Source organism: Acidovorax lacteus (assembly GCF_039540375.1).
GTDB classification, from domain to species: domain Bacteria; phylum Pseudomonadota; class Gammaproteobacteria; order Burkholderiales; family Burkholderiaceae_C; genus Acidovorax_G; species Acidovorax_G lacteus.
On sequence record NZ_BAABEX010000030.1, the window covers coordinates 148,575 to 170,296 of the forward strand.

At 66.5% G+C, this 21,722-nt stretch carries 16 protein-coding genes; 2 read left to right on the forward strand and 14 right to left on the reverse strand.

All coding sequences use genetic code 11. From position 1 onward, the window contains the following. The 4 genes from ABD866_RS15575 to ABD866_RS15590 all read right to left on the reverse strand — a co-directional run. On the reverse strand, positions 1 to 2,202 hold a 2,202-nt coding region (locus ABD866_RS15575; RefSeq protein ID WP_345067235.1), incomplete at its 3' end, for a PAS domain-containing protein. Between the two features lie 431 nt (positions 2,203 to 2,633). Next, positions 2,634 to 5,474: an aconitate hydratase AcnA gene (gene acnA, locus ABD866_RS15580; protein WP_345067237.1), complete on the reverse strand. Its 2,841-nt coding sequence runs from the start codon at positions 5,472 to 5,474 to the stop codon at positions 2,634 to 2,636. 605 nt (positions 5,475 to 6,079) lie between these two features. Then, entirely contained in the window at positions 6,080 to 6,367 is a 288-nt protein-coding gene (locus ABD866_RS15585; protein ID WP_345067240.1) for an H-NS histone family protein, read from the reverse strand. Between the two features lie 167 nt (positions 6,368 to 6,534). Beyond that, positions 6,535 to 7,824, reverse strand: coding sequence for a hemolysin family protein (locus tag ABD866_RS15590; RefSeq protein ID WP_345067242.1), 1,290 nt, complete (start codon positions 7,822 to 7,824; stop codon positions 6,535 to 6,537). A 23-nt stretch (positions 7,825 to 7,847) separates the two neighbouring features. Between ABD866_RS15590 and ABD866_RS15595 the strand changes: the two genes are divergently transcribed. Continuing rightward, positions 7,848 to 8,693, forward strand: a complete 846-nt coding sequence (locus tag ABD866_RS15595) for a symmetrical bis(5'-nucleosyl)-tetraphosphatase (RefSeq protein ID WP_345067245.1) — start codon at positions 7,848 to 7,850, stop codon at positions 8,691 to 8,693. 11 nt (positions 8,694 to 8,704) lie between these two features. Here the strand turns inward: ABD866_RS15595 and ABD866_RS15600 are convergent, their stop codons facing one another. Then, positions 8,705 to 10,165: a DEAD/DEAH box helicase gene (locus tag ABD866_RS15600; RefSeq protein ID WP_345067248.1), complete on the reverse strand. Its 1,461-nt coding sequence runs from the start codon at positions 10,163 to 10,165 to the stop codon at positions 8,705 to 8,707. Positions 10,166 to 10,360: 195 nt separating this feature from the next. Here ABD866_RS15600 and pcp point away from each other — a divergent pair, with 195 nt between their 5' ends. After that, the gene (gene pcp / locus ABD866_RS15605) at positions 10,361 to 11,032 is read left to right on the forward strand and encodes a pyroglutamyl-peptidase I (RefSeq protein WP_345067251.1); all 672 of its coding nucleotides are present in this window, start codon (positions 10,361 to 10,363) and stop codon (positions 11,030 to 11,032) included. 228 nt (positions 11,033 to 11,260) lie between these two features. Here the strand turns inward: pcp and dcd are convergent, their stop codons facing one another. The 9 genes from dcd to ABD866_RS15650 form a co-directional block, all read right to left on the reverse strand. Next, on the reverse strand, positions 11,261 to 11,827 hold the full coding sequence (dcd, locus tag ABD866_RS15610) for a dCTP deaminase (RefSeq protein ID WP_345067255.1): 567 nt from the start codon (positions 11,825 to 11,827) through the stop codon (positions 11,261 to 11,263). A gap of 55 nt (positions 11,828 to 11,882) precedes the next feature. Further along, a complete protein-coding gene (gene guaD, locus ABD866_RS15615; RefSeq protein WP_345067258.1) occupies positions 11,883 to 13,166 on the reverse strand; it encodes a guanine deaminase in 1,284 nt (427 codons plus the stop codon). 70 nt (positions 13,167 to 13,236) lie between these two features. Beyond that, positions 13,237 to 14,337, reverse strand: a complete 1,101-nt coding sequence (locus ABD866_RS15620) for a BMP family ABC transporter substrate-binding protein (protein WP_345067261.1) — start codon at positions 14,335 to 14,337, stop codon at positions 13,237 to 13,239. A 200-nt stretch (positions 14,338 to 14,537) separates the two neighbouring features. Beyond that, entirely contained in the window at positions 14,538 to 15,587 is a 1,050-nt protein-coding gene (locus ABD866_RS15625; RefSeq protein ID WP_345067264.1) for an adenosine deaminase, read from the reverse strand. Next, positions 15,587 to 16,573 (reverse strand): aromatic ring-hydroxylating dioxygenase subunit alpha, encoded by a 987-nt coding sequence (locus ABD866_RS15630; protein ID WP_345067267.1) that lies wholly within the window; start codon positions 16,571 to 16,573, stop codon positions 15,587 to 15,589. The genes ABD866_RS15625 and ABD866_RS15630 overlap by 1 nt, the downstream gene beginning before the upstream one ends. 134 nt (positions 16,574 to 16,707) lie before the next feature. After that, on the reverse strand, positions 16,708 to 17,874 hold the full coding sequence (locus ABD866_RS15635) for a BMP family ABC transporter substrate-binding protein (RefSeq protein ID WP_345067269.1): 1,167 nt from the start codon (positions 17,872 to 17,874) through the stop codon (positions 16,708 to 16,710). Positions 17,875 to 17,984: 110 nt separating this feature from the next. After that, entirely contained in the window at positions 17,985 to 18,905 is a 921-nt protein-coding gene (locus ABD866_RS15640) for an ABC transporter permease (protein ID WP_345067272.1), read from the reverse strand. Positions 18,906 to 18,989: 84 nt separating this feature from the next. Beyond that, positions 18,990 to 20,075: an ABC transporter permease gene (locus ABD866_RS15645; protein ID WP_345067274.1), complete on the reverse strand. Its 1,086-nt coding sequence runs from the start codon at positions 20,073 to 20,075 to the stop codon at positions 18,990 to 18,992. Continuing rightward, positions 20,062 to 21,666 carry an ABC transporter ATP-binding protein gene (locus ABD866_RS15650; protein ID WP_345067277.1) on the reverse strand — a complete coding sequence of 535 codons (1,605 nt, stop codon included), beginning with the start codon at positions 21,664 to 21,666 and terminating at the stop codon, positions 20,062 to 20,064. Before ABD866_RS15650 ends, ABD866_RS15645 begins: the two co-directional genes overlap by 14 nt. Positions 21,667 to 21,722 lie beyond the last annotated feature (56 nt).

A 21,722-nucleotide genomic window follows, 5' to 3' on the forward strand; every position in this document is an offset into this window, starting at 1 on the left:
CAGCTCGGCGCTGAGGTTTTCGAGCATGACGACGAATTCGTCGCCGCCAAAGCGCGCCACGGTGTCCACTTCGCGCACGCAGCCGCTCAGGCGCTGGGCCACTTGCCGCAGCAGCTGGTCGCCCATGTCGTGCCCCAGGGTGTCGTTCAGGTCCTTGAAGTTGTCCAGGTCGATGAACAGCAGGGCGCCCAACTGGCGGCTGCGCTGCGAGGTCATCACCGCATGCTGCAGGCGGTCGAGGAGCAGACGGCGGTTGGGCAGACCGGTGAGCGCGTCAAAGAACGCCAGCCGCTCGATCTCCTGCTCCGCGCGCTTGCGGTCGGTGATGTCGCGGCACACGCCCAGCACGCCCGTCACCTGACCCGACAGGTCGCGGATCGGGGTCTTGATGGTTTCGAACAGGCCTTCGTATCCGTCTTCCGCAAAGCGCAGGGTTTCCTCGTAGGCCAGCGGCTGCCAGGCCGCCATGGCCTTGTGGTCGTAGCGGCGGAACTGCTCGGCCTGCTCTTGGCCGAAGAGGTCTTCGTCGCGACGACCAACGATGTCGCTTTCCGGACGGCCCGCAAAGCGCTCGAACACCGGGTTGACGGCCAGGTACACGCCCTCCACGTCTTTGAGGAACACCATGTCGGGCATGGCGTTGACCACGCTGGCCAGCCGGGCCTTCTGCTGCTCAAGCTCCTGCTCGATGCGCTTGAGGCCCGTGAGATCGTAGGAAAACATCGTCACGGCCGAGACGCCGTCGGGCCCCGGCGCTTCGGGCACGATGGCCGAATGCCAATAGCGCGGGCCATTGCGCCCGTCGATACGGTTCTCGAACACCGCTGGCTGCCCGGCAAAGGCCTGCATCCAACGCGGCAGCAGGCGTTCGTGCAGGTCCCAGGGCAGCACTTCTGCCAGAAAGCGACCCCGGATCTGGTCGGGCGTGGTCTTCATCCATTGGGCCTGCTGCGGGTTGACATAGAGCACGCGCAGGTCGCGGTCTATGCGGGCCACCCCGCCGGGCATGCGCTGCAGCATATTGGCCATCTGGGCCTGCAACGCGTGCTCGGCTTCCTGCGCATGGTGCTCGGCCGTCACGTCGCTGATCACGCCGTCCCAGAGCATGCGGCCAGAGCCAATGCGGCGCGGCGAGGCACTGATGCGCATCCAGCGCTGTTGGCCGTCACCCGGATGCCGGGTGCGCACCACCGCCTCCATGGGGGTGAGGGTGCGGAACGACTCGATCTCGATGCGGGACAGTTCTGCGCGGTCTTCCTCCACGATCTGTCCGTACAGCAGGCGGGCGTCCTGCATCACCGCCTGCGCCGTCACACCGTGCACGCGCTCGACCGCATCGCTCACGTGCACGAACTGGCGGGTTCCGTCGGGCTCACGCACGATCTGATAGAGCACCGTGTGCGGGAGGTTGCGTCCCAGCAAGGTCAGGCGGGTTTCGTTCTCACGCAGGCGCTCCTGCGCATCCTGCAGGCGGTGGTAGGGCTGGCGAATGCCCGCAGTGAAGACCTCCTGGAACAGCAGCGCATACCCCACCACCCGCAGCGCGTGGGCCAGTGGCCCGCCGATGGCCGAGTGGCCGCCCAGCGTCGCCACCGCCAGCTCGCCCGCCATGAAGGCAAACGCCGCTGCCGCCAAACTCGCATTGCGTGTAAGCCCCGGGCCAGAGGCCGCCTGATCGGGGCGGTGAAAGAGCCGCCAGGCCGTCATCCCCAGCAGCAATGCGAGGCCCGATGCCACCACGGTGCGCACGTGCCCCTGCAGACCGGTGCTTAACCATGCCGCCAGCGGCGTCTGGGCCAGTGCAACCACCAGCAGCCCGCAGACCACGCCCAGCACCAGCCACAGACGTCCCCGCCCAGGCAAACGACCGCCGAAAGCCAGCCACCCGAGCGCGAACGCCTCGCCCAGCCGCGCCACCGTGCTCAGCCAAAGCGATGGCTGGGCCACCTCGGCCGGCATATGCACGGGGGTGGAGTGGGCCAGAACACCGTGCAGAAAGTTGCAGATGGCCGCCACGAGGATGCCCACGACCAGCACGTTGGCGCAGCCCTGGTCCTGCTCGTCGAGCACATGCAAGGAGACCGCCACGACGAGCAGGCCCAGCACGACGGCCACCAATTCCAGCAGCGGCTCCAGCCCGTGGGTGCTGCCAGCGGTCGAACCCAGGGCGCGGGTGGCGAGCATCAGCATCGCCACCAGCATGCCCACTCCGAGCAACACACCCAGCGCAGGACTCAGGCCAGAACGGGACGTGCGCCCTGTGCCGACAGAAGCCCGGCCCTCGTGGCCAGGCGCTGCGGGGGGCGCCACGCCTGCAAGCGTGGGCCCCTCAGGTGTTGCGGGCGGGATGGCGGCAGCAGACGGAGACGCAGGCACCGGAGACGCCATGAATCAGCCCCCCAATGCCCGGCACGCCGATACGCTGCCTGCCCGGCAGCGCAAGGCCCCGCAACGCCGGACGGCTGGGAACAAAGGAACCCGCGTAGTGGGCTGGCAGGCTGGCACGGCGATCACACTCCAGGCGAAAGGGCGAGGTCAGCGCCAGTATGCGACGCGACGTAACAAGTGTATCGACACACCCGCCCGCCGCGAAGGCTGCCCAAGCGCATCGGCTGGACTTGCCAGCCGGTGTCTCAGGTCAGCAACTGCCGCAGCACGTAGGGCAGGATGCCACCCGCCCGGTAATAGTCGGCCTCTACGGGCGTATCGATACGCAAGACCACCCTCACCGCATCCCGCTGGCCATTGGCGCGGTGAATGACCAGAAGGGCTTCACTTTGGGGCGTGAGCTGTGGATCGGGCAGCACGTCGATACGCTCGGCCCCCGTGAGCCCCAGCGACTGCCAGGAATCGCCCGGCCGGAACTGCAGCGGCAACACCCCCATGCCCACGAGGTTGGAGCGGTGGATGCGCTCGAAGCTGCGTGCCACCACAGCGCGAATGCCCAGCAGCTGGGTGCCCTTGGCCGCCCAGTCGCGGCTGGAGCCGGTGCCGTACTCCTCGCCCGCCAGCACCACCGTGGGTGTGCCCGCCGCCTGGTACTGCATCGCGGCGTCGAAGATGCTGAGCTTCTGGCCATGCTGCGGACCATCGCCCTGGAACACGGTCAGGCCACCCTCCTCGCGTGAACCGTCGGGCAAGGCTGGCAGCATCAGGTTTTTGATGCGCACATTGGCAAAGGTGCCGCGCATCATCACCTCGTGGTGGCCTCGGCGTGCACCGTAGCTGTTGAAGTCAAGCCGGCCCACACCATGCTCCATCAGCCAGCGCCCAGCGGGTGAATGCTCCTTGATCGAGCCCGCAGGCGAAATGTGGTCGGTGGTGATCGAATCCCCGAACAGCGCCATGATGCGTGCGCCCTCCACGGCCACCGGCGAATGTGCCTCACCCGTCGCGGCTGCAGCATTCGAACCAAAACCCGTGCTCGTGCTTTTCAAGGCTGAATCTTTAGCTATATTTTCAATAGCAAAATCAGCAAAGAAAGGCGGCTCGGCAATGTACGTGCTGCGGGGCCAGGTGTAGGCCGTGCCCTCCACGCCGCGCACGTTCTGCCACAGCGCACCCGGGTCGGTGCGCACGCGGTCGTAGTTTTCGCGGAAGACCTTGCCATTCATGGCTTGGGCCATGAGCGCGTGGATCTCGTCGCTGGAAGGCCAAATATCGCCCAGGTACACGTCGCGGCCGCCCTTGCCCTGGCCCACCGGCTCGGTCATCAGGTCCTTGAGTACCGTGCCCGCCAGCGCGTATGCCACCACCAGCGGGGGGCTGGCCAGAAAGTTGGCCCGGAGGTTGGGGTGGATGCGCGCCTCAAAATTGCGGTTGCCCGACAGCACGGCCGCGCAGACCAGATCGTTGTCCAGAATGACCTCATTGAGCTGCGGTGCCAGGTCACCCGCGTTGCCAATGCAGGTCGTGCACCCGTAGCCCACGAGCGCGAAGCCCAGCTTCTCCAGATACGGCAGCAGGCCTGTCTTTTGCAGGTAATCGGTGACCACGCGCGAGCCCGGGGCCAGCGACGTCTTGATGTGCGGCTTGACGCGCAGCCCAGCCTCCACCGCCTTCTTGGCCAGCAGGCCGGCGGCCAGCAATACGCCGGGGTTGGACGTGTTGGTGCAACTCGTAATGGCTGCAATCAACACGTCGCCATGGCCCACCGTCACGCCGGCCAGCGGTTTGGGCAGCGGGCCAGCGCCGGGCCGCCCCAACGGGTAGCGCGTGTGCAGCACGTCGGCAGGCCGGTTGAAGCCATTGTCGGCCGCGGGCCGGCTGAACAGATCGGAGAACTGACGCGCCACCTGGCCGATCTCGATGCGGTCCTGCGGCCGCTTGGGGCCGGCCAGGCTGGGCGTCACGGCCCCCAGGTCGAGGGTGACGACCTGCGAATAATCCACCTCGCCCGCCAACGGCACGCCAAACAGACCCTGGGCGCGGAAGTACGCCTCGAAGGCCTCGACCTCGGCCTTGGTCCGGCCCGTGCCACGGAAGTATTCGATGGTTTTCTCGTCCACCGGGAAGAAGCCCATCGTGGCCCCGTATTCGGGTGCCATGTTGGCAATGGTGGCGCGGTCGGGCAGCGCCAGCGTGCGCGTGCCTTCGCCGAAAAACTCCACAAACTTACCGACCACCTTGTGCTGGCGCAGGATCTCGGTCACGGTGAGTACCAGATCGGTGGCGGTCACGCCCTCGCGCAGCCGACCCTTGAGCTCAAAGCCCACCACATCGGGCGTCAGAAAGTACACCGGCTGGCCCAGCATGGCCGCTTCGGCCTCGATACCGCCCACGCCCCAGCCCACCACGCCGATACCGTTGATCATGGTGGTATGGCTGTCGGTGCCCACCAGCGTGTCGGGGTACACCACGCCATCAGGCCGACGGTGCACGCCGCGCGCCAGGTACTCCAGATTGACCTGGTGCACGATGCCAAAGCCCGGCGGCACCACACGGAAGGTGTCAAACGCCTGCATGCCCCATTTCATGAACTCGTAGCGCTCGCGGTTGCGCTGGAATTCGAGTTTCATGTTCAAGTCAATCGCGTTTTTCTTGCCGTAGTGGTCCACCATGATCGAGTGGTCCACCACCAGATCCACCGGCACCAGCGGCTCGATCTTGCGCGGATCGCGTCCCAGGCGCGCCGCCACGCTGCGCATGGCCGCCAAATCGGCCAGCAGGGGCACTCCAGTGAAGTCCTGCAGAACCACACGCGACACGACGAACGGAATCTCGTCCCGCCGCTCGCCCTGTGGCTGCCACTGCGCCAGTTGGGCCACGTGCGTGGGGGTGATCTTGCGCCCATCGCAATTGCGCAGCACCGACTCCAGCACCAATCGCAGCGAGACAGGCAGTCGCGATACGCCCGGATATTCAACGGCGAGCGCTGGAAGCGAATAAAACCGACCAGACTTGCCCGATGCGATTTCAAGCGTCTGTACCGTATGGGCAAACGGATGGGTGGACGCTGGGGTCGTGACGGCCATGCGAATCTCTCCTCGGGGCGACGGCAATGCCCAACATTCTGTCAGCGCATCGGGCCCTGGTGGGGGTAGGGTTTTGTCAACTTCGCCCCCTGTAAATCCTGGCCTTTGAGGTGGCCCGGCAGGACATTCTCCGCGGCGCGTTGCCCGACTCAACGCCATGCCGGGGGCGCGCACCAGGACATCAACGCCCCGAACTCCGCCCACTCACCCTATGCAGAGGCTCCGAGCAGTTCCCTCGCACTCGTGAAAACTCCATTCAAAGGGCCAGCCCCTGGCAGTAACAGAGAGTAAACAGGCCTCAAGCGGACGCAAGCCCTCGATATTGGGAAACCACCGCGCTTCCGCAAAAGACTACCCCAGGCAGGCGTTTGGCTGGGTGCAATCGCGGCACAGGCCTCCACGACAGCCCTGTGTGGCGCGACGCCCAGGCATCAGCGTAAAGGGCTCGGGTGATCGCATACGCCTCGAATCTCCTTGAACTGAACTACCGATCGCGGAATCTTGCATGAAAAAGGCCCGCATAGCGGGCCTTTGGGAACCACGCGGCCAAAGCCCGTAGCCTGTATCCGAAACCTGAACACCAGCGGCGACAACACCGCCCAGGCTCAGATGGCGAACTTCTCGCGATTCTCGTTCTGAATCCACTTTGGGGCTTTGCCGCGGCCCGTCCAGGTTTCGCCGGTTGCGGGGTTGCGATATTTCGGGGCCACCTTGCTGCCCGCGCTGGCACTGCGCGCACGCGATGGCGGAAAAACATCCTCTGCCTTCAGACCATACTCCTCAATCAGAGCACGGACCTTGGCCACAGCGTCCGACAGTTCGCGGCGGCGTGCGTCGGCGATCTGCTGCTCCAGAAGTTCGCGCTGCTTCAACAGTTCTTTATAGCTGATCATGATGCGTTAGATTGCGTAGGGTTGGCTGGAACTCACATTATAGGGTCCGCACGATTATCCCGTCTTCCGAATCCATATTGACATCCGGCTGCGATTATTGGCCCATATCAGCACCAGACGTCGAAGCATTCATCACTGCCAAGTTCGGGCCATCGCCGCATGCCATGTCAGCCTTCGGGCCGGGCGCGCACCTGGTCGATTCGTTTGCCTTCAAGCCGCAAGACCTCAAATATCCAGCCCGCGCAATTAATCGCTTCACCCTGAGATGGCAAATGCCCTGACTCCGCCATGAGTAGACCGGCCAGGGTGTTGTACAGACCGCGGTCTTCCCCGGGCAATTCACGAATATCGAGACGCGCGCGCAGTTCCGCCACCGGCATCAGACCATCCAGCAGCCAACTGCCATCGGCCGACGGCGTGGCCCAGGCGTCGGTCGCCGCACCGGGTTGCAATTCTCCGGTGATGGCTTCCAGCAAATCGCGCGGTGTCATGATGCCCTGCAGCACACCGTATTCGTCCACCACGAACACCATGCGTCCCGAACGCGCCCGGAACTGGCCCAGCAGCTCCAGACCACTCAGGGTTTCAGGCACATAGATGGCCGGCTGCACATGGGCCTCTAACACGGCATCGCCCTGTTCACGCAATTCGAGCAACCGGGCCACGCTGACAATGCCCACCACATCGTCAAGCGAGCCCCGGCACACCGGATACCAAGAGTGCGCACCGTGACCGCCCCCCTCGCCCGCCAGACGCAGAGCGTCGGCCACCCGCAAGCTGGCGTCGAGCCATTGCACGTCGGCACGCGGCACCATCAGCGAGATCAGCGGACGATCGTCCAGATGGAACACATTGCGCACCATCTGGTGCTCGTGGTGTTCAATCACACCCGCATCGCGACCTTCCTCGAGGCTGGCCACGATTTCCTCTTCGGTCACGGCCCGGTCGGCGCCGTCACCGACGCGCAACACGGTCAGCACGCCCTGGGTGGACAGTGACAGCAGGCGCACGAACGGCCCCGCCACGCGGGCGACCCAAGCCATGGGCAGCGCCATGAGCCGTGAGACGGCTTCGGGATACAACTGGCCGATGCGCTTGGGCACGAGTTCGCCGAACACGATGGTCACGTAGGTGATGACCGTGACCACAAGCGCAGTGGCGGTGATATCAGCGGCCTTTTCGGGCAGGCCCAGCCCTTCCAGCCATGCCCCCAGCCCCGCGCTGAACGCCGCCTCCCCCAGGATGCCGTTGAGCATGCCGATCGAGGTGATGCCCACCTGTACCGACGAGAGAAACTGCGTGGGCCTCTCCAGCAGATCCAGCGCCGCCTTGGCACCACGGTCCCCGCCTTCGGCCAAGGCCAGCAAGCGCGACTTGCGGCTGGAGGCCAGCGCCATTTCCGACATGGCGAACACGCCGTTGAGCAAGGTCAGCAGCGCAATCAGCAGAAAATCCATGGATTCATCATGTGAAAGGAAGCATGGCACTGTACTGCATCGGAGATCTTCAGGGCTGCGACAGCGCCCTGGAGCGGCTACTGGCCGATATGGGGTTCAGCCCGAGCCGCGACACGGTATATCTGCTCGGCGACCTGGTCAACCGCGGCCCTGGTTCGCTGGAGGTTCTGCGCCGCTGTCTGCGCTACGAAGGAGCGCTGCGGCCCGTGCTGGGCAACCACGACCTGCACCTGCTGGCCGCTGCGCACGGGGCCCGCAAACCCACACGCCGCGACACCCTGGCCAGCGTGCTGGAGGCCCCTGACCGCGACGTGCTGCTGGACTGGCTGCGCCACCAACCCCTGCTGCGCCTACACATGCATGGCGAGCAGCGACTGGTACTGGCCCACGCGGGGCTCTGGCCAGGCTGGACGCCCGAACAAGCCCACGCACTGGCCGAGGAGGTTCATACCGTGCTGCGCGGGCCGCAGCTGCCGGGCTTTTTGCAGCAAATGTACGGCAATGCGCCAGCGCGCTGGGACGAAGGCCTGGATTGCCCCGACCGCTGGCGCTTCGTGGTCAACGCCTTCACGCGCATGCGCTTTTGTGCGGCCGACGGTGCGCTGGATTTTGAGAGTTCCGAGAGTGCAGCCGACGCGCCTGCCGGGCTCATGCCCTGGTTCAGCGTGCCAGGCCGTGCCGCCGCAGGCACGCTGGTCGCTTTCGGTCACTGGTCGACGCTCGGATGGCTCAGCCGCCCCGACCTGCTCGGGCTGGACACCGGCTGCGTCTGGGGGGGCTGCCTGACCGCCGTGCGTTTTGGAGCCACGCTGGACGAGCGCGAGCGCCTGCAGGTGCGCTGCGAGCAGGCGCAAGACCCGCACGCCTGAGCGCAGATGGATCAACCGGCAGTGGTCGGGGGCGTCGGCGACTTGAACAGCGCCGCCACCTTGCGCCGCGGCTTGATGTTGGCCGATACGGCGCTGCGCGCGGCCGTGCGCACCGACGGCTCCCACGCAGGCGGGGTCTCGGTATTGCCGGGCTCGTAAGGCCGCTCGAAGAACGGATCGCGAGACACCGGGGCCGACCGGCCATAGCGCGACTCACGGGGCTCTCGGGTCTCGCGACCCTCGCGGCGCTCCGAAGAACGCTCACGCGGGGCCTCATCCCCCTCGCGCCAGGCGCGGCGGCCGTCGTTGATGCGGCCTCGCGGGCGGTCTTCGTCCCACTCCACCGCTTCGAGGTCGATCTTCTTCTTGATGAGCTTCTCGATGTCGGCCACCAGACGCGCGTCCGACGACGACACCAACGTGACCGCGATGCCCGACGCGCCCGCACGGCCCGTACGGCCGATGCGGTGCACATAGTCCTCGGCGTTGAAGGGCACGTCGAAGTTGAACACCGCCGGCACGTCCTTGATGTCCAGGCCACGTGCTGCCACGTCGGTACACACCAGCAGATCCACCTCGCCGCGCTTGAAGGCGTCCAGGGCCTTCAGGCGCTCGTCCTGGCTCTTGTCGCCGTGCAGGGCGGCTGTCTTGAGCCCTTCGCGCTCCAGGCTGCGCGCCAGGCGCGCACAACCGAGCTTGCTGTTGACGAAGATGAAGGCCTGCTTGACGCCACGCGTGCGCAGGATCTGGTGGATGGCGCGGCGCTTGTCGTCGTCCGACACGCTGAAAAAACGCTGCTCGACGGTCGAGGCGGTTTCGTTCGGCCGTGCGACTTCGATGGTGATCGGGTCTTGCAGGTAGCTGCTGGCCAGGCGCTTGATCTCGGGCGAGAACGTGGCACTGAACAGCAGTGTGGTGCGCTGCTTGGGCAGATAGCTCAGGATGCGCTGCAGGTCGGGCAGAAAGCCGATATCGAGCATGCGGTCGGCTTCGTCGAGCACCACGTACTCGACCTGGTTGAGCACCGCGTTCTTGGCCTCGATGTGATCGAGCAGGCGGCCCGGCGTAGCCACCAGCACTTCGACGCCCTTTTTCAGCTCAAGCGTTTGCGGCTTCATGTCCATGCCGCCAAACACCACGGTGCTGCGCAGCTTGGTGTGCTTGGCGTACAGCGCGATCTGCTGGGCCACCTGGTCGGCCAGTTCGCGCGTGGGCAGCAGCACCAGCGCACGCACCGGATGGCGCGCTGGCGAGGTCGAGCTGTTTTCGTGTTTGAGCAGGCGCTGCAGCAGCGGCAGCGAGAACGCCGCCGTTTTGCCGGTGCCCGTCTGGGCTGCGCCCATCACGTCGCGCCCGGTCAGCACCACGGGGATCGCCTGCGCCTGGATCGGCGTCATGGACTCGTAGCCCATTTCTGCGACGGCGCGTGCCAGCGGTTCTGCCAGCGATAGATTGGAGAAGGAGCTTGTCATCTGAGCCTCAGATTGTCGCACTCCGGGCCGCCAGCGGGTCAAACGGCCGGTTTCGGGCGCATCACCCGGGCAGCGCCTGCACACGATTGCTATATTTTTAATAGCAACCCAGTCACACAAATCAAGCACAAGCCGCCATTTTGCACAAGGCCCTCGGAGCGTTCGCGGGCGGCGGTCTCAGGCTACCATCGACGCATGGCCCCCTGCACACCCGCCGCACCGCTGCCGCCCCCGACCCTTTTGCTCACGGGTTTCGATCCGTTTGGGGGCGACACCGCCAACCCCAGCCTGCAGATCGCCCAGGCGCTGCAGGGCCAGCGCATCGCGGGTCTGCAGGTCCAGGCGCAGACGCTGCCCACGGTGTTTGCCACCGCCCTGCCGGTGCTGGAGCAGGCCCTGGCACGATGGCAACCGCGCCTGGTGGTTTGCCTGGGGCAGGCCGGCGGCCGGGCGGCCATCGGGCTGGAGCGTGTGGGCATCAACCTGCAGGACGCACGCATTCCTGACAACGTCGGCGCGCAGCCCATCGACACGCCCGTGGTGCCCGGCGGCCCGGCCGCCTACTTTGCCACCCTGCCGGTCAAGGCCATGCGCCAGGCTGTGTTGCGGGCTGGCGTGCCGTGCGAGCTGTCGTACACGGCGGGCAGCTTTGTCTGCAACCATGTGCTGTACGGCCTGCTGCACCATGTGGCGCAGCAAGCGCCTGCGGCGCGTCCGCGAGCCGGTTTCATCCATGTGCCCTGGCTTCCGGGGCAAGGCGAGCCCTGCTTGCCCCTGGCCACCATGGTGCGCGGCGTGTACGAGGCGCTCTGGGCGGCTGCGCTGCAGCCACACGACCTGGCGGTGGCGGGCGGCACGCTGCACTGAGCCGGGCACACCGCCACACCCCGAGGATTGCATAACCGAGCCGCGAAGGGTTGCGTGCACCACAGCAGCAAGCCAAAGCCCCTGGCCGACTGCTCCGTTTTCGCATCTGCAGCCACGCAAGGTAGGCCCCTAAGCGCCTGTGCTGGGCAAAGCCGCATGCCAGACCAGGGGCGCGTGCAGCGCCCGGCCCGGGGCCAGTGCCTTTGGTGGTGAGGAAGTGCGCGCGCTTCAGGCCTTGGGGAGCGTCACGCCCACCTGGCCCTGGTACTTGCCGCCACGGTCTTTGTACGACACATCGCAGACCTCGTCGCTCTCGAAGAACAGCACCTGCGCGCAGCCCTCGCCCGCGTAGATACGGGCTGGCAGCGGCGTGGTGTTGCTGAACTCCAGGGTCACATAGCCCTCCCACTCGGGCTCGAAGGGCGTGACATTGACGATGATGCCGCAGCGGGCGTAGGTGCTCTTGCCCAGGCAGATGGTCAGCACGTTGCGCGGAATGCGGAAGTACTCCACCGTGCGCGCCAGCGCAAAACTGTTGGGCGGGATGATGCAGCTGTCGCCATGGAAATCGACAAAACTCTTCTCGTCGAAATTCTTCGGGTCCACCACCGTGCTGTGGATGTTGGTGAAGACCTTGAATTCGGGCGCGCAGCGGATGTCATAACCGTAGCTGCTGGTGCCGTAGCTGATGATCTTGCGGCCGTCGGCCTCGCGGATCTGGCCTGGCTCGAACGGCTCGATCATGCCGTGCTGTTCCGCCATGCGGCGGATCCACTTGTCGCTCTTGATGGTCATGGGTGGCCCTTGTTTGGCGCGATTGTACGAAGCCGCCAAGGGCCGCGTGCCCGCATCAGGCCGCGCCTGCCAGCAGGGTGCGCTCGACCAATCGGTCATCGCCCAGCACGATGAGGGCGAACAGCAGCTCGTCCAGCGTGCGGGCCGCTTGGGTGCGGCGGGCCAGCAGGGGCGTTGCGGCCGGATTCAGCACGACGAAGTCGGCTTCGCACCCGGGCTGCAGATTGCCCACCACGCCCGCCAGGCCCAAGGCCTGGGCCGCACCCGCCGTGTGCTGCCACCAGAGATGCTGCGGCGACAGGCTGAGCCCGCTTTTGGTCTGCCCTTCCCGGCCGACATAGTAGGCCGCGAGCATGGTGTGGAACGGGCTGAAGCTCGTGCCCCCGCCCACGTCGCTGGCCAGACCGTAGCGAAAGCCCACGCGGTCGGCCCCGGCGTAGTCGAAAAAGCCACTGCCCAGGAACAAATTGCTGGTGGGACTGACCGCTGCCGCAGCGCCCGTGCCGCGCATGCGCGCACGGTCCTCGTCGTCAAAGTGGATGCAATGGGCGTACACCGCCCGCTCGCGCATCAGACCGAAATCGTCGTACACCGCAAGATAGCTGCTGGCCTGCGGAAACAGCTCGCGCGCCCAGCGGATCTCGTCGCGGTTTTCCGCGACGTGGGACTGGATCCACACGTCCGGGTAGGCCGCGGCCAGTTCGCCCGCGCCGCCCAACTGGGCCGGCGTGCTGGTGGGTGCAAAGCGGGGGGTGATCGCATAGCCCAGACGGTCCACACCGTGCCAGCGCCGGATCAAGGCCTCGGTATCGCGCAGGCTTTGCTCGGTGTCGTCGCGCACACCGTCGGGCGAATGGCGATCCTGCAGCACCTTGCCCGTGATGAGCCGCATACCGCGTGCCTGGGCAGCCCCCATCAGCGCATCGACCGAGGCCGGATGGGAGGTCGCAAAGGCCAGCGGCGTCGTCACGCCGTTGCGCTGCAGTTCATCGAGAAAGAACGCCGCCACCGCATCGCAGTAGGCTGGGTCGGCAAAACGGCTCTCGTGCGGAAAGGTGTAGTGCTCCAGCCAGGGCAGCAAGCCCTCGGCCGGCGAGCCGATGACATCGGTTTGCGGGTAGTGCACGTGCAGGTCCACAAACCCGGGGGCGATCAGGCGATCCGGCCAATGGGTCACCGGATGGCCGGCATAAGTGGCCGACAGCGCAGCCCACGGCCCGGCCGCCACGACGCGGGCAAGGCCGTCAGGCCCCCGCTCTGTGGCCAGCAGGCCATCGGATTCGTACACGGCCGACCCGTCGTCGGCAAAGCGCAGCAGCGCGGCGCGATAGACATTCATGGGAAGCGAGCTTATCCGCGGCTGGCACGGCGCGCATACGCGCCGGCCTATAGCGGGTATGCACTGCGCATCAACGGGGCAGGCGGCCGACCACCCCCTCGACCAGCCAGTTCATCTGCAGGATCTGCTCGTCGCCCAGGGTCTGGCCCTTGGCAATCACCTCGCGGCCCTCGTTGTCGCGCACTGCCGCGCGCTGCGCGTGGAACGGGTGCAGACGCCCCTCGCCGATGGCTTTTTGCGCAGCCAGCACCTCGGCCTGCACGGCCTGCGGCACGCGGCTGCCGAAATCGCCCACGCGGATCATGCCTTCGCGCACGCCGCCCCACACCGTACGGCTCTTCCAGCTTCCGTCAAGCACTGCGCGCACGCGCTGGGTGTAGTAGTCGCCCCATTGGTGGGTCACGGCCACGATCTGCGCGTCGGGCCCCACCCGGCGCATGTCCGAGTGGTAGGCGACGGCCATCTTGCCGCGCTCCTGTGCGGCAGCCATCACCGCGGTCGAGCCCGTGTGAAACGCCACCACATCCACGTCCTGGTTGAACAGCGCCATGGCCGCATCACGCTCCTTGGGCGGGTCGAACCAGACGTTGAGCCACACCACCTTGACACTGGCCTGCGGGTTCACCGAGCGCATGCCCAACGCGAACGCATTGATGCCCTGCAGCACCTCGGGAATCGGGAATCCCGCCACATAGCCCGCCACGCCGGTCTTGCTCATGCGGCCTGCCGCGATGCCGGCGAGGTAGCGTCCTTCGTAGTAGCGCGCATTGGCCGCGGTGACATTGGCCGCCGTTTTGTAACCGGTGATCGACTCAAAGCGCACGTCCGGGAAGTCGCGCGCCACACGCAACGTGGGCTCCATGTACCCAAAGCTGGGCGTGAAGATGATCTTGTGGCCCGTCGCGGCCAGATCGCGGATCACGCGCTCGGCATCCGCGCCTTCCGCGACGTTCTCGACGAAAGTCGTCTTCACCTGGTTGCCGAGCGCGGCCTCCACGGCCTTGCGGCCCTCGTCGTGCTGGCGCGTCCAGCCGGCCTCGGTGATGGGGGAGACATAGACAAAGCCCGCCTTCAGCGGCTCTGCAGCCGGGGCGCTGCGCTGCTGGGCTGGGAGGGAAAAGGGAAGGAAAAAACAGGCGGCCGCGAGCGCGGCAGCGAGGTTTTTGTACATGGTGTTCCTCTACATGGTCCCGGGGACAGAAAAAGCAAAAGGCTGCCGGGACAGCAGCCTTTGCGCCTCAAATTGTACCGAAAGCGCCCCTTGACCGGCTGGCAGCCGCCCGGGGCCGGGCCGCCCGCCCGCGGGGCAACGGCTGCTTGCACAGCCTCGCGCACCCCACAGGCTTGCGGGCCTGTGCCGTGCGATACGGCTCAGTCGTGTTCGACGAAGCGCTCGAACACGCCCTTGAGACGGTGCTCCCAGTCGCGCTTTTCGGCATCGCTGGCAAAGCTGGCTTCAAAGCTGTTGAACGCCAGCTGGTACGCATGCTTCGCGGTCAGGCCCGTGGCCGCAAACACCTGGGTGAAGTTGTCGTTGATGTAGCCGCCAAAGTAGGCGGGGTCGTCGGAGTTGACGGTGGCGGCCAGACCTGCGTCCAGCAAGGTGCCCAGGTTGTGCTGGCGCAGATCCGGAAAGACGCAAAGCTTCTGGTTGGACAGCGGACACACTGTGAGCGGAATCCGATCGTGCGCAAGGCGCTGCATCAGGGCAGCGTCGTGCACCGCTTGCACGCCATGGTCGATGCGTTCGACCTTGAGCACATCGAGTGCGCTCCAGATGTAAGCCGGAGGCCCCTCTTCCCCCGCATGGGCCACAAGGCGCAGGCCCAGCTCACGGCAACGGGCAAAGACGCGCGCAAACTTTTCGGGCGGATGCCCCAACTCGCTCGAATCCAGGCCCACGCCCACGATGCGGTCGCGGTACGGGAGGGCCTGCTCCAGCGTGGCGAACGCGTCTTCCTCGCTCAGGTGGCGCAGGAAGCACAGGATCAGCACGGCACTCACGCCCAGCTGCGCGCGGGCGTCTTCGCAGGCGCGGTGCAGGCCTTGCAGCACCGTCTGCATCGACACGCCCCGGGACGTATGCGTCTGCGGATCGAAAAAAATCTCGGCCCGCACCACCTGGTCGGCCGCCGCGCGCTGCAGGTAGGCCCAGGCCATGTCGTAGAAGTCCTGCTCGTGCAAGAGCACGCTCGCCCCGGCGTAATAAATATCGAGGAAGCTTTGCAGGTTGGTGAACGCATAGGCGCTGCGCAGCGCCTCCACGCTGGCATAGGGCAGCGCCACGCCGTTGCGCTGCGCCAGCGCAAAGATCAGTTCGGGCTCAAGCGAGCCCTCGATGTGGATGTGCAGCTCGGCCTTGGGCATGGCGCGCAGCAGCTCGGGCAGACGGCGGGCGGGAACGGGCGGGACCTTGAACATCAGCAAACTCCAAATGTGATGCCGCTGCGCTGCAGGAATCGGCGGTATGTCGATGATGCACGGTCTGCGGCGGTGTGCAACTCTGCCCGCACATCCAGCGGCAGCCGTTTGGGCTGCTGGGATTCCAGCACGGGTTGGTCCTGCGTGAAGATGGTGTGCTGAAACGCCCGCAAGGCATCGTCGGGTGTCTCGACATCGGCCACGGCCAGGCGAAACCAGACACGCGAATATTCCGGGGTGACCGGGCAGATGAACAGGCCGATGGCCTCACGCCAGCCGGCCACGGCCGTGGTGCCTGGGGGCGGCTCTTTGGTCAGCAGCGCGGCATACGGGGCCGTGACCTCGTAGCCGTACGCCACCAGGGCCGGTGCGGTGGAATGCAGGTTGGACTGCGGCTGCCAGGCCCGGCAGTCGAAGGCACGCAGCCCGGTGGGCGTGTCTTCCACCCGGTAGTCGGGCACAGCCGTGTGGGCACGGGCGCCCAGCCAGCCCTCGTGCACGAAGCCGAAGTGCGCCATGTCCAGGAAGTTCTCCACCACGCGCGGTGCACTGGAGGCCACGTCGTACGGACCGCAGAGCGCTGTGCGCAGCGCAGGCTCGTGCTCGGCTGCAAAGGCTGGCAGCATGCCGCCAGCGCCCTGAAGGCGCACCCACACCAGGCCATACGCCTCCTGTACCGCGTGGCAGGCCACGCTGTGGGTGGTCGGTGGCACAAAGCCAGGCAAGGCCGGGACATGTCGGCACTGGCCCTGGTGATCGAACTGCCAGCCGTGGTACGGACACTCGATGCGACCGTCGCACACACGGCCCAGCGAAAGGCGCGCGCCCCGGTGCGGACAGCGGTCTGGCATGGCCCGCACGGCCCCTTGGGCATCGCGCCAGAGCACGAGCGCTTGCTCCAGCAACGTAACCGCCACCGGTGCCTCGGCCACGTCGTCACTGGCCGCCACCGGGTGCCACAGGCTGGCTTCCACCGAATAACGCATGCGAGCCTCCTCCCGGTACGACCACAAGCGCATGCCCTTGCAACGGAGGCACGCGCGACCCAATGAAAAGGGCCGCCCGCAGGCGGCCCAGCAGCACGACAGGCCCACCGCAGCAGGCCCGTGCATAGCGGTGCTTACTTCTTCTCGCCGCCGGGGATCTTGCCTTCCACGCCCTTGACGTAGAAGTTCACGCCCGACAGGAACTTGTCGTCAGCGACCACATCCTTGGCCAGCACTTCCTTGCCGTCCTGACCCACGATCGGGCCCTTCCAGATGTGGTACGTGCCAGCGGCCAGGCCCTTCTTGATCTCTTCGACCTTGGCCTTGATGTCGGCCGGCACGTCGTCGGCGATCGAGACGATGTCGATGGCGCCTTCCTTCACGCCCCACCAGCTCTGGCCCGTGGTCCAGGTGCCTTCCAGCGCATCCTTGGTGGCCTTGATGTAGTACGGACCCCAGTTGATGATGGCGGAAGCCAGGTGGGCCTTGGGACCGTAGGCGGTCATGTCCGAATCCCAGCCAAACGCGCGCTTGCCCTTTTCCTGGGCGGTCTTGAGCACGGCTGGCGAATCGGTGTTCTGGAACAGAACGTCGGCACCGCCATTGATCAGGCTGGTGGCGGCTTCGGTTTCCTTCGGCGGGCTGAACCATTCGTTCACCCAGACCACCTTGGTCTTGATCTTGGGGTTGACCGACTGCGCACCCATGGTGAAGCTGTTGATGTTGCGGATCACTTCCGGGATCGGCACCGAACCCACCACACCCAGGGTGTTGGACTTGGTCATGGCACCGGCGATGACACCGGCCATGTACGCGCCTTCATAAGTGCGGCTGTCGTAGGTGCGCAGGTTGTCGGCCGTCTTGTAGCCCGTGGCATGCTCGAACTTGATGTTCGGGTTGTCGCCAGCGACCTTCAGCATGGACTCCATGTAGCCGAAGGTGGTGCCGAAGATCAGCTTGTTGCCTTGGCCGGCCATGTCGCGCAGCACGCGCTCGGCGTCGGCCGACTCGGGCACGCTCTCCACGAAGCTGGTCACGACCTTGTCGCCGAATTCCTTCTCGATCGCCTTGCGGCCGTTGTCGTGCGCGAAGGTCCAACCGCCGTCGCCCACCGGGCCCACGTAGGCGAATGCGATCTTCAGCGGCTCGGGCTTGGGTGCCGGAGCTTCGGCGGCAGGAGCCGGAGCGGGCGCGGGAGCCGGTGCGGGCTCTTCCTTCTTGCCACAACCCACCAAGGCGGCAGCGGCCACGGCAGACAGTGCGGCCACCTTCAGCAGGGAGCGTTTGTGCAGATCGGTCATGTTGTTTCCTTCAAAGGACAAGGTTGGCGACAGAGGCGGTTACAAAAGCGTCGATTATGGGCTGTTCGACCGGCGAGTAGAAACCCTGCACGGCGGACGGAATCAGCACATCACGAACCCGGATAAAACGGCTTGCCCAGCGAGGCCGGCATGTTCACGCGGATCCAGGTCGGATTGCGCGAGATCAGGGCCAGCACCACGATGGTGGCGATGTAGGGCAGCATGCTCAGCAGCTGGCTGGCCACCTGCACGCCTGTGGCTTGCAGATGGAACTGCAGCATGGTCACACCGCCGAACAGATAAGCCCCAAGCAATACGCGTGCCGGACGCCAGGTGGCGAAGGTGGTGAGCGCCAGCGCAATCCAGCCACGGCCCGCGACCATGCCCTCCACCCACAGCGGCGTGTACACCGTCGAGATGTAGGCCCCGGCCAGCCCGCACAGCGCGCCCCCCGCCACCACGGCCGCCAGACGGATGCGGCGCACCGGATAGCCCAGTGCATGCGCCGACTCGGGCGATTCGCCCACCGAGCGCAGCACCAGCCCGGCGCGCGAGCGGTACAGGAACCAGATCAGCGCCCCGGTGAACAGCACCGTGAGATACACCACCGGATGCTGGCGGAACAGCGCAGGCCCGAGCAGGGGCACATCCGACAGCACCGGTATGGCGAACTTGGGCAGCTCGGGCAGCTTGGCCTGCACGTAGCGGATGCCGACAAAGGCCGAAAAACCCACGCCGAACAGCGACAGCGCAAGCCCCGTGGCGTACTGGTTGGTGTTGAGCCAGATCACCAGCACGCCAAAGATGGCGGCCAGCACCGCCCCAGCCGCCATGCCAGCCAGCAGCCCCAGGCCGAAGTGCCCGGTGTGCACCACCGTGGCAAACCCGGCAATGGCCGCGCAGAGCATCATGCCCTCGGCCCCGAGGTTCACGATGCCCGCCTTTTCGTTGATCAACAGGCCCAGCGCGGCAATCGCCAGCACGGTGCCTGCGCTGAGCGTGGCGCCCAGCAGCAATGCGTACGATTCCATGGAACGGTCAGCCCTTCCTGCCGGCAGCACCGGCGGTGCCCGGCGCCACCGCGCCCAGGCCAATGGTGGGAGATGGCAGCGCGCTCATGCGCTCGCCCCTGGCGCAGCAGCGCGGCGCGGCACCCAGCGGATGCGGTAGGCGATCAGCGTGTCGCAGGCCAGCAGCGAAAACAGCAGCAAGCCCTGGAACACGCCGGTCAGCGACTTGGGCAGGCCCAGGCGCGACTGGGCGAGTTCGCCGCCGATGTAGAACATGCTCATGAGGATGGCCGACAACACCATGCCGACCGGGTGCAACCGCCCCACAAAGGCCACGATGATGGCCGCAAAGCCATAGCCGGCCGGCACATAGGGCGTGAGCTGCCCGATCGGGCCGGCCACCTCCAGCGCACCGGCCAGACCGGCCGCGCCGCCTGACACCAGCAGCGCCAGCCACAGCGCGCGGCGCGACGAGAAACCCGCATAGCGCGCGGCAGCCGGGGCCAGCCCGCCCACCTGCTGCGCAAACCCGGCCCGCGTGCGGAACAAAAACACCCACAGCGCAGCCGCCCCGGCCAGCGCAATCACGAGCCCGATGGACACGCGCGAGCCCTGCATGAGCCGCGGGATCTGCGTGACCTTCTCGAACATCTTGGTCTGGGGGAAGTTGTAGCCCATCGGGTCCTTCCAGGGGCCGTAGACCAGATAACCGAGCACCAGCGTGGCCACGTACACCAGCATCAGGCTCACCAGGATCTCGTTGGCGTTGAACTTGTCGCGCAGCAAGGCGGTGAGCCCTGCCCACACCATGCCGCCCAAAATCCCGGCGAGCAAGATGGCCGGCACGATCCAGGTGCCCGTGGTCTTGTCGGCCATCAGCGCCACGCCACCGGCCGCCACGGCGCCGATCACGAATTGCCCCTCGGCCCCGATGTTCCAGACGTTGGAGCGAAAGCACACGGCCAGGCCCAGCGCGATGAGCAGCAGCGGCGTGGCCTTGACCATCAACTCGCCCACCGCGTAGGCCGACTTGATCGGCTCCCAGAAGAAGATCTGCAGGCCGCGCACCGGGTCTTTGCCCAGCGCGGCAAACAGCGTGATGCCCACCACCACCGTAATGGCCAGCGCCAGCAGCGGCGAGCCGTACGTCCACCAGCGCGAGGCTTCGGGACGGGGTTCAAGCTTGAGCATGCGCGGCTCCTTCTTGTTGCGACGCCGCCTGCGCGGCCTGGGCCAGGTGGGCCTGCACATCGGCATGCCACAGGCCGCTCATCCATTCGCCGATGCGCTCCACCGTCGCGTCGGCCCGGTCGATCGAGGGCGACAGGTGTCCCTTGGCCACCACGTGCAACCGGTCACAAATCTCGAACAGCTCGTCCAGCTCTTCGCTGACGACCAGCACGGCGCAGCCCGCGTCGCGCAGGGCCAGAATCTCGCCGCGGATCTGCGCGGCTGCGCCTACGTCCACCCCCCAGGTGGGTTGCGACACGATCAGCAGCCGGGGTTTGGCGTCGATCTCGCGCCCGACGATGAACTTCTGCAGATTGCCGCCCGACAGCGAGCGCGCCGCAGCGTTCGGACCACCGGCCTTGACGTTGAAGCGCGCAATGATGTCCCGCGCATGGGCCTGCAACGCCCCCACGCGGATCCAGCCGCTGCGCGACACCGCCCCCGTGCGCGTAAGCAGCAGGTTGTGCGCCAGCCCCATGCTGGGCACGGCACCGCGGCCCAAGCGCTCCTCGGGCACGAAGTGCAGGCCCAGCGCGCGCCGGGCTGCAGGCCCGAGGCGCCCAGCCTTCTGTCCGGCCACTTCGATGCAGGCCGCGTCGGCGCGCGGGTCTTCGCCCGACAGCGCATACAGCAGCTCCTTCTGGCCGTTGCCCGAGACCCCGGCAATGCCTACCACCTCGCCCGCGCGCACCTGCAGATCCACGTCAACCAGATCCACGCCAAACTGGTCCTGCCGCGCCAGCGACAGGCCCTGCACGCGCAGCACGGTGGCACCGAGCTGCTGCGGCCGGTGCGTGAGCGCCGGGGGCTCGGCCCCAATCATCAGGCGCGAGAGCGACGCGTTCGACTCTTCGGCCGGGTTGCACACGCCTGTCACCTTGCCGCCGCGCAGCACCGTGCAGGCCGTGCACAGCGCGCGGATTTCGTGCAGCTTGTGGCTGATGTAGAGGATGCTGCAGCCTTCGGACGCGAGCTTCCTGAGAACGATGAACAGCTTTTCGACCGCCTGGGGCGTGAGCACCGAGGTCGGCTCGTCCAGGATGAGCAGCTGCGGGTTGGTGAGCAGCGCACGGATGATCTCCACCCGCTGCATCTCGCCCACCGACAGCGTGTGCACCGGGCGCAGCGGGTCGATGTCGAGCCCGTATTCGGCCGCCTTGGCGCGGATGCGCTCGGTCACTTCGGCCAGGGCGAGCGACTTGTCGAGCCCCAGCCACACGTTCTCGGCCACCGTCAGGGTGTCGAACAGGCTGAAGTGCTGGAACACCATGGCAATGCCCAGCGCACGCGCCTCCTGCGGGTTGCGCACCTGAACGGGTTGGCCATTGAAGTGCACGCTGCCCTCGTCGGGTTTGACGGCACCGTAGATGATCTTCATCAGCGTGGACTTGCCCGCGCCGTTTTCGCCGAGCACCGCGTGGATCTCGCCCGGACGCACCGTGAGCGAGACCCCGCTGTTGGCCACCACCGCCGGATAGCGCTTGGTGATACCGGCCAGCTGCAGCCGGGGTGGCGGCGCGCCGCCAGCCTGGGAAGGGGGGTTGGAACTCATGCCGGGAATTGTCTCTCAGTTTTACAAATTGTTTAGAGCCCGAAGGGGGTGCTCGT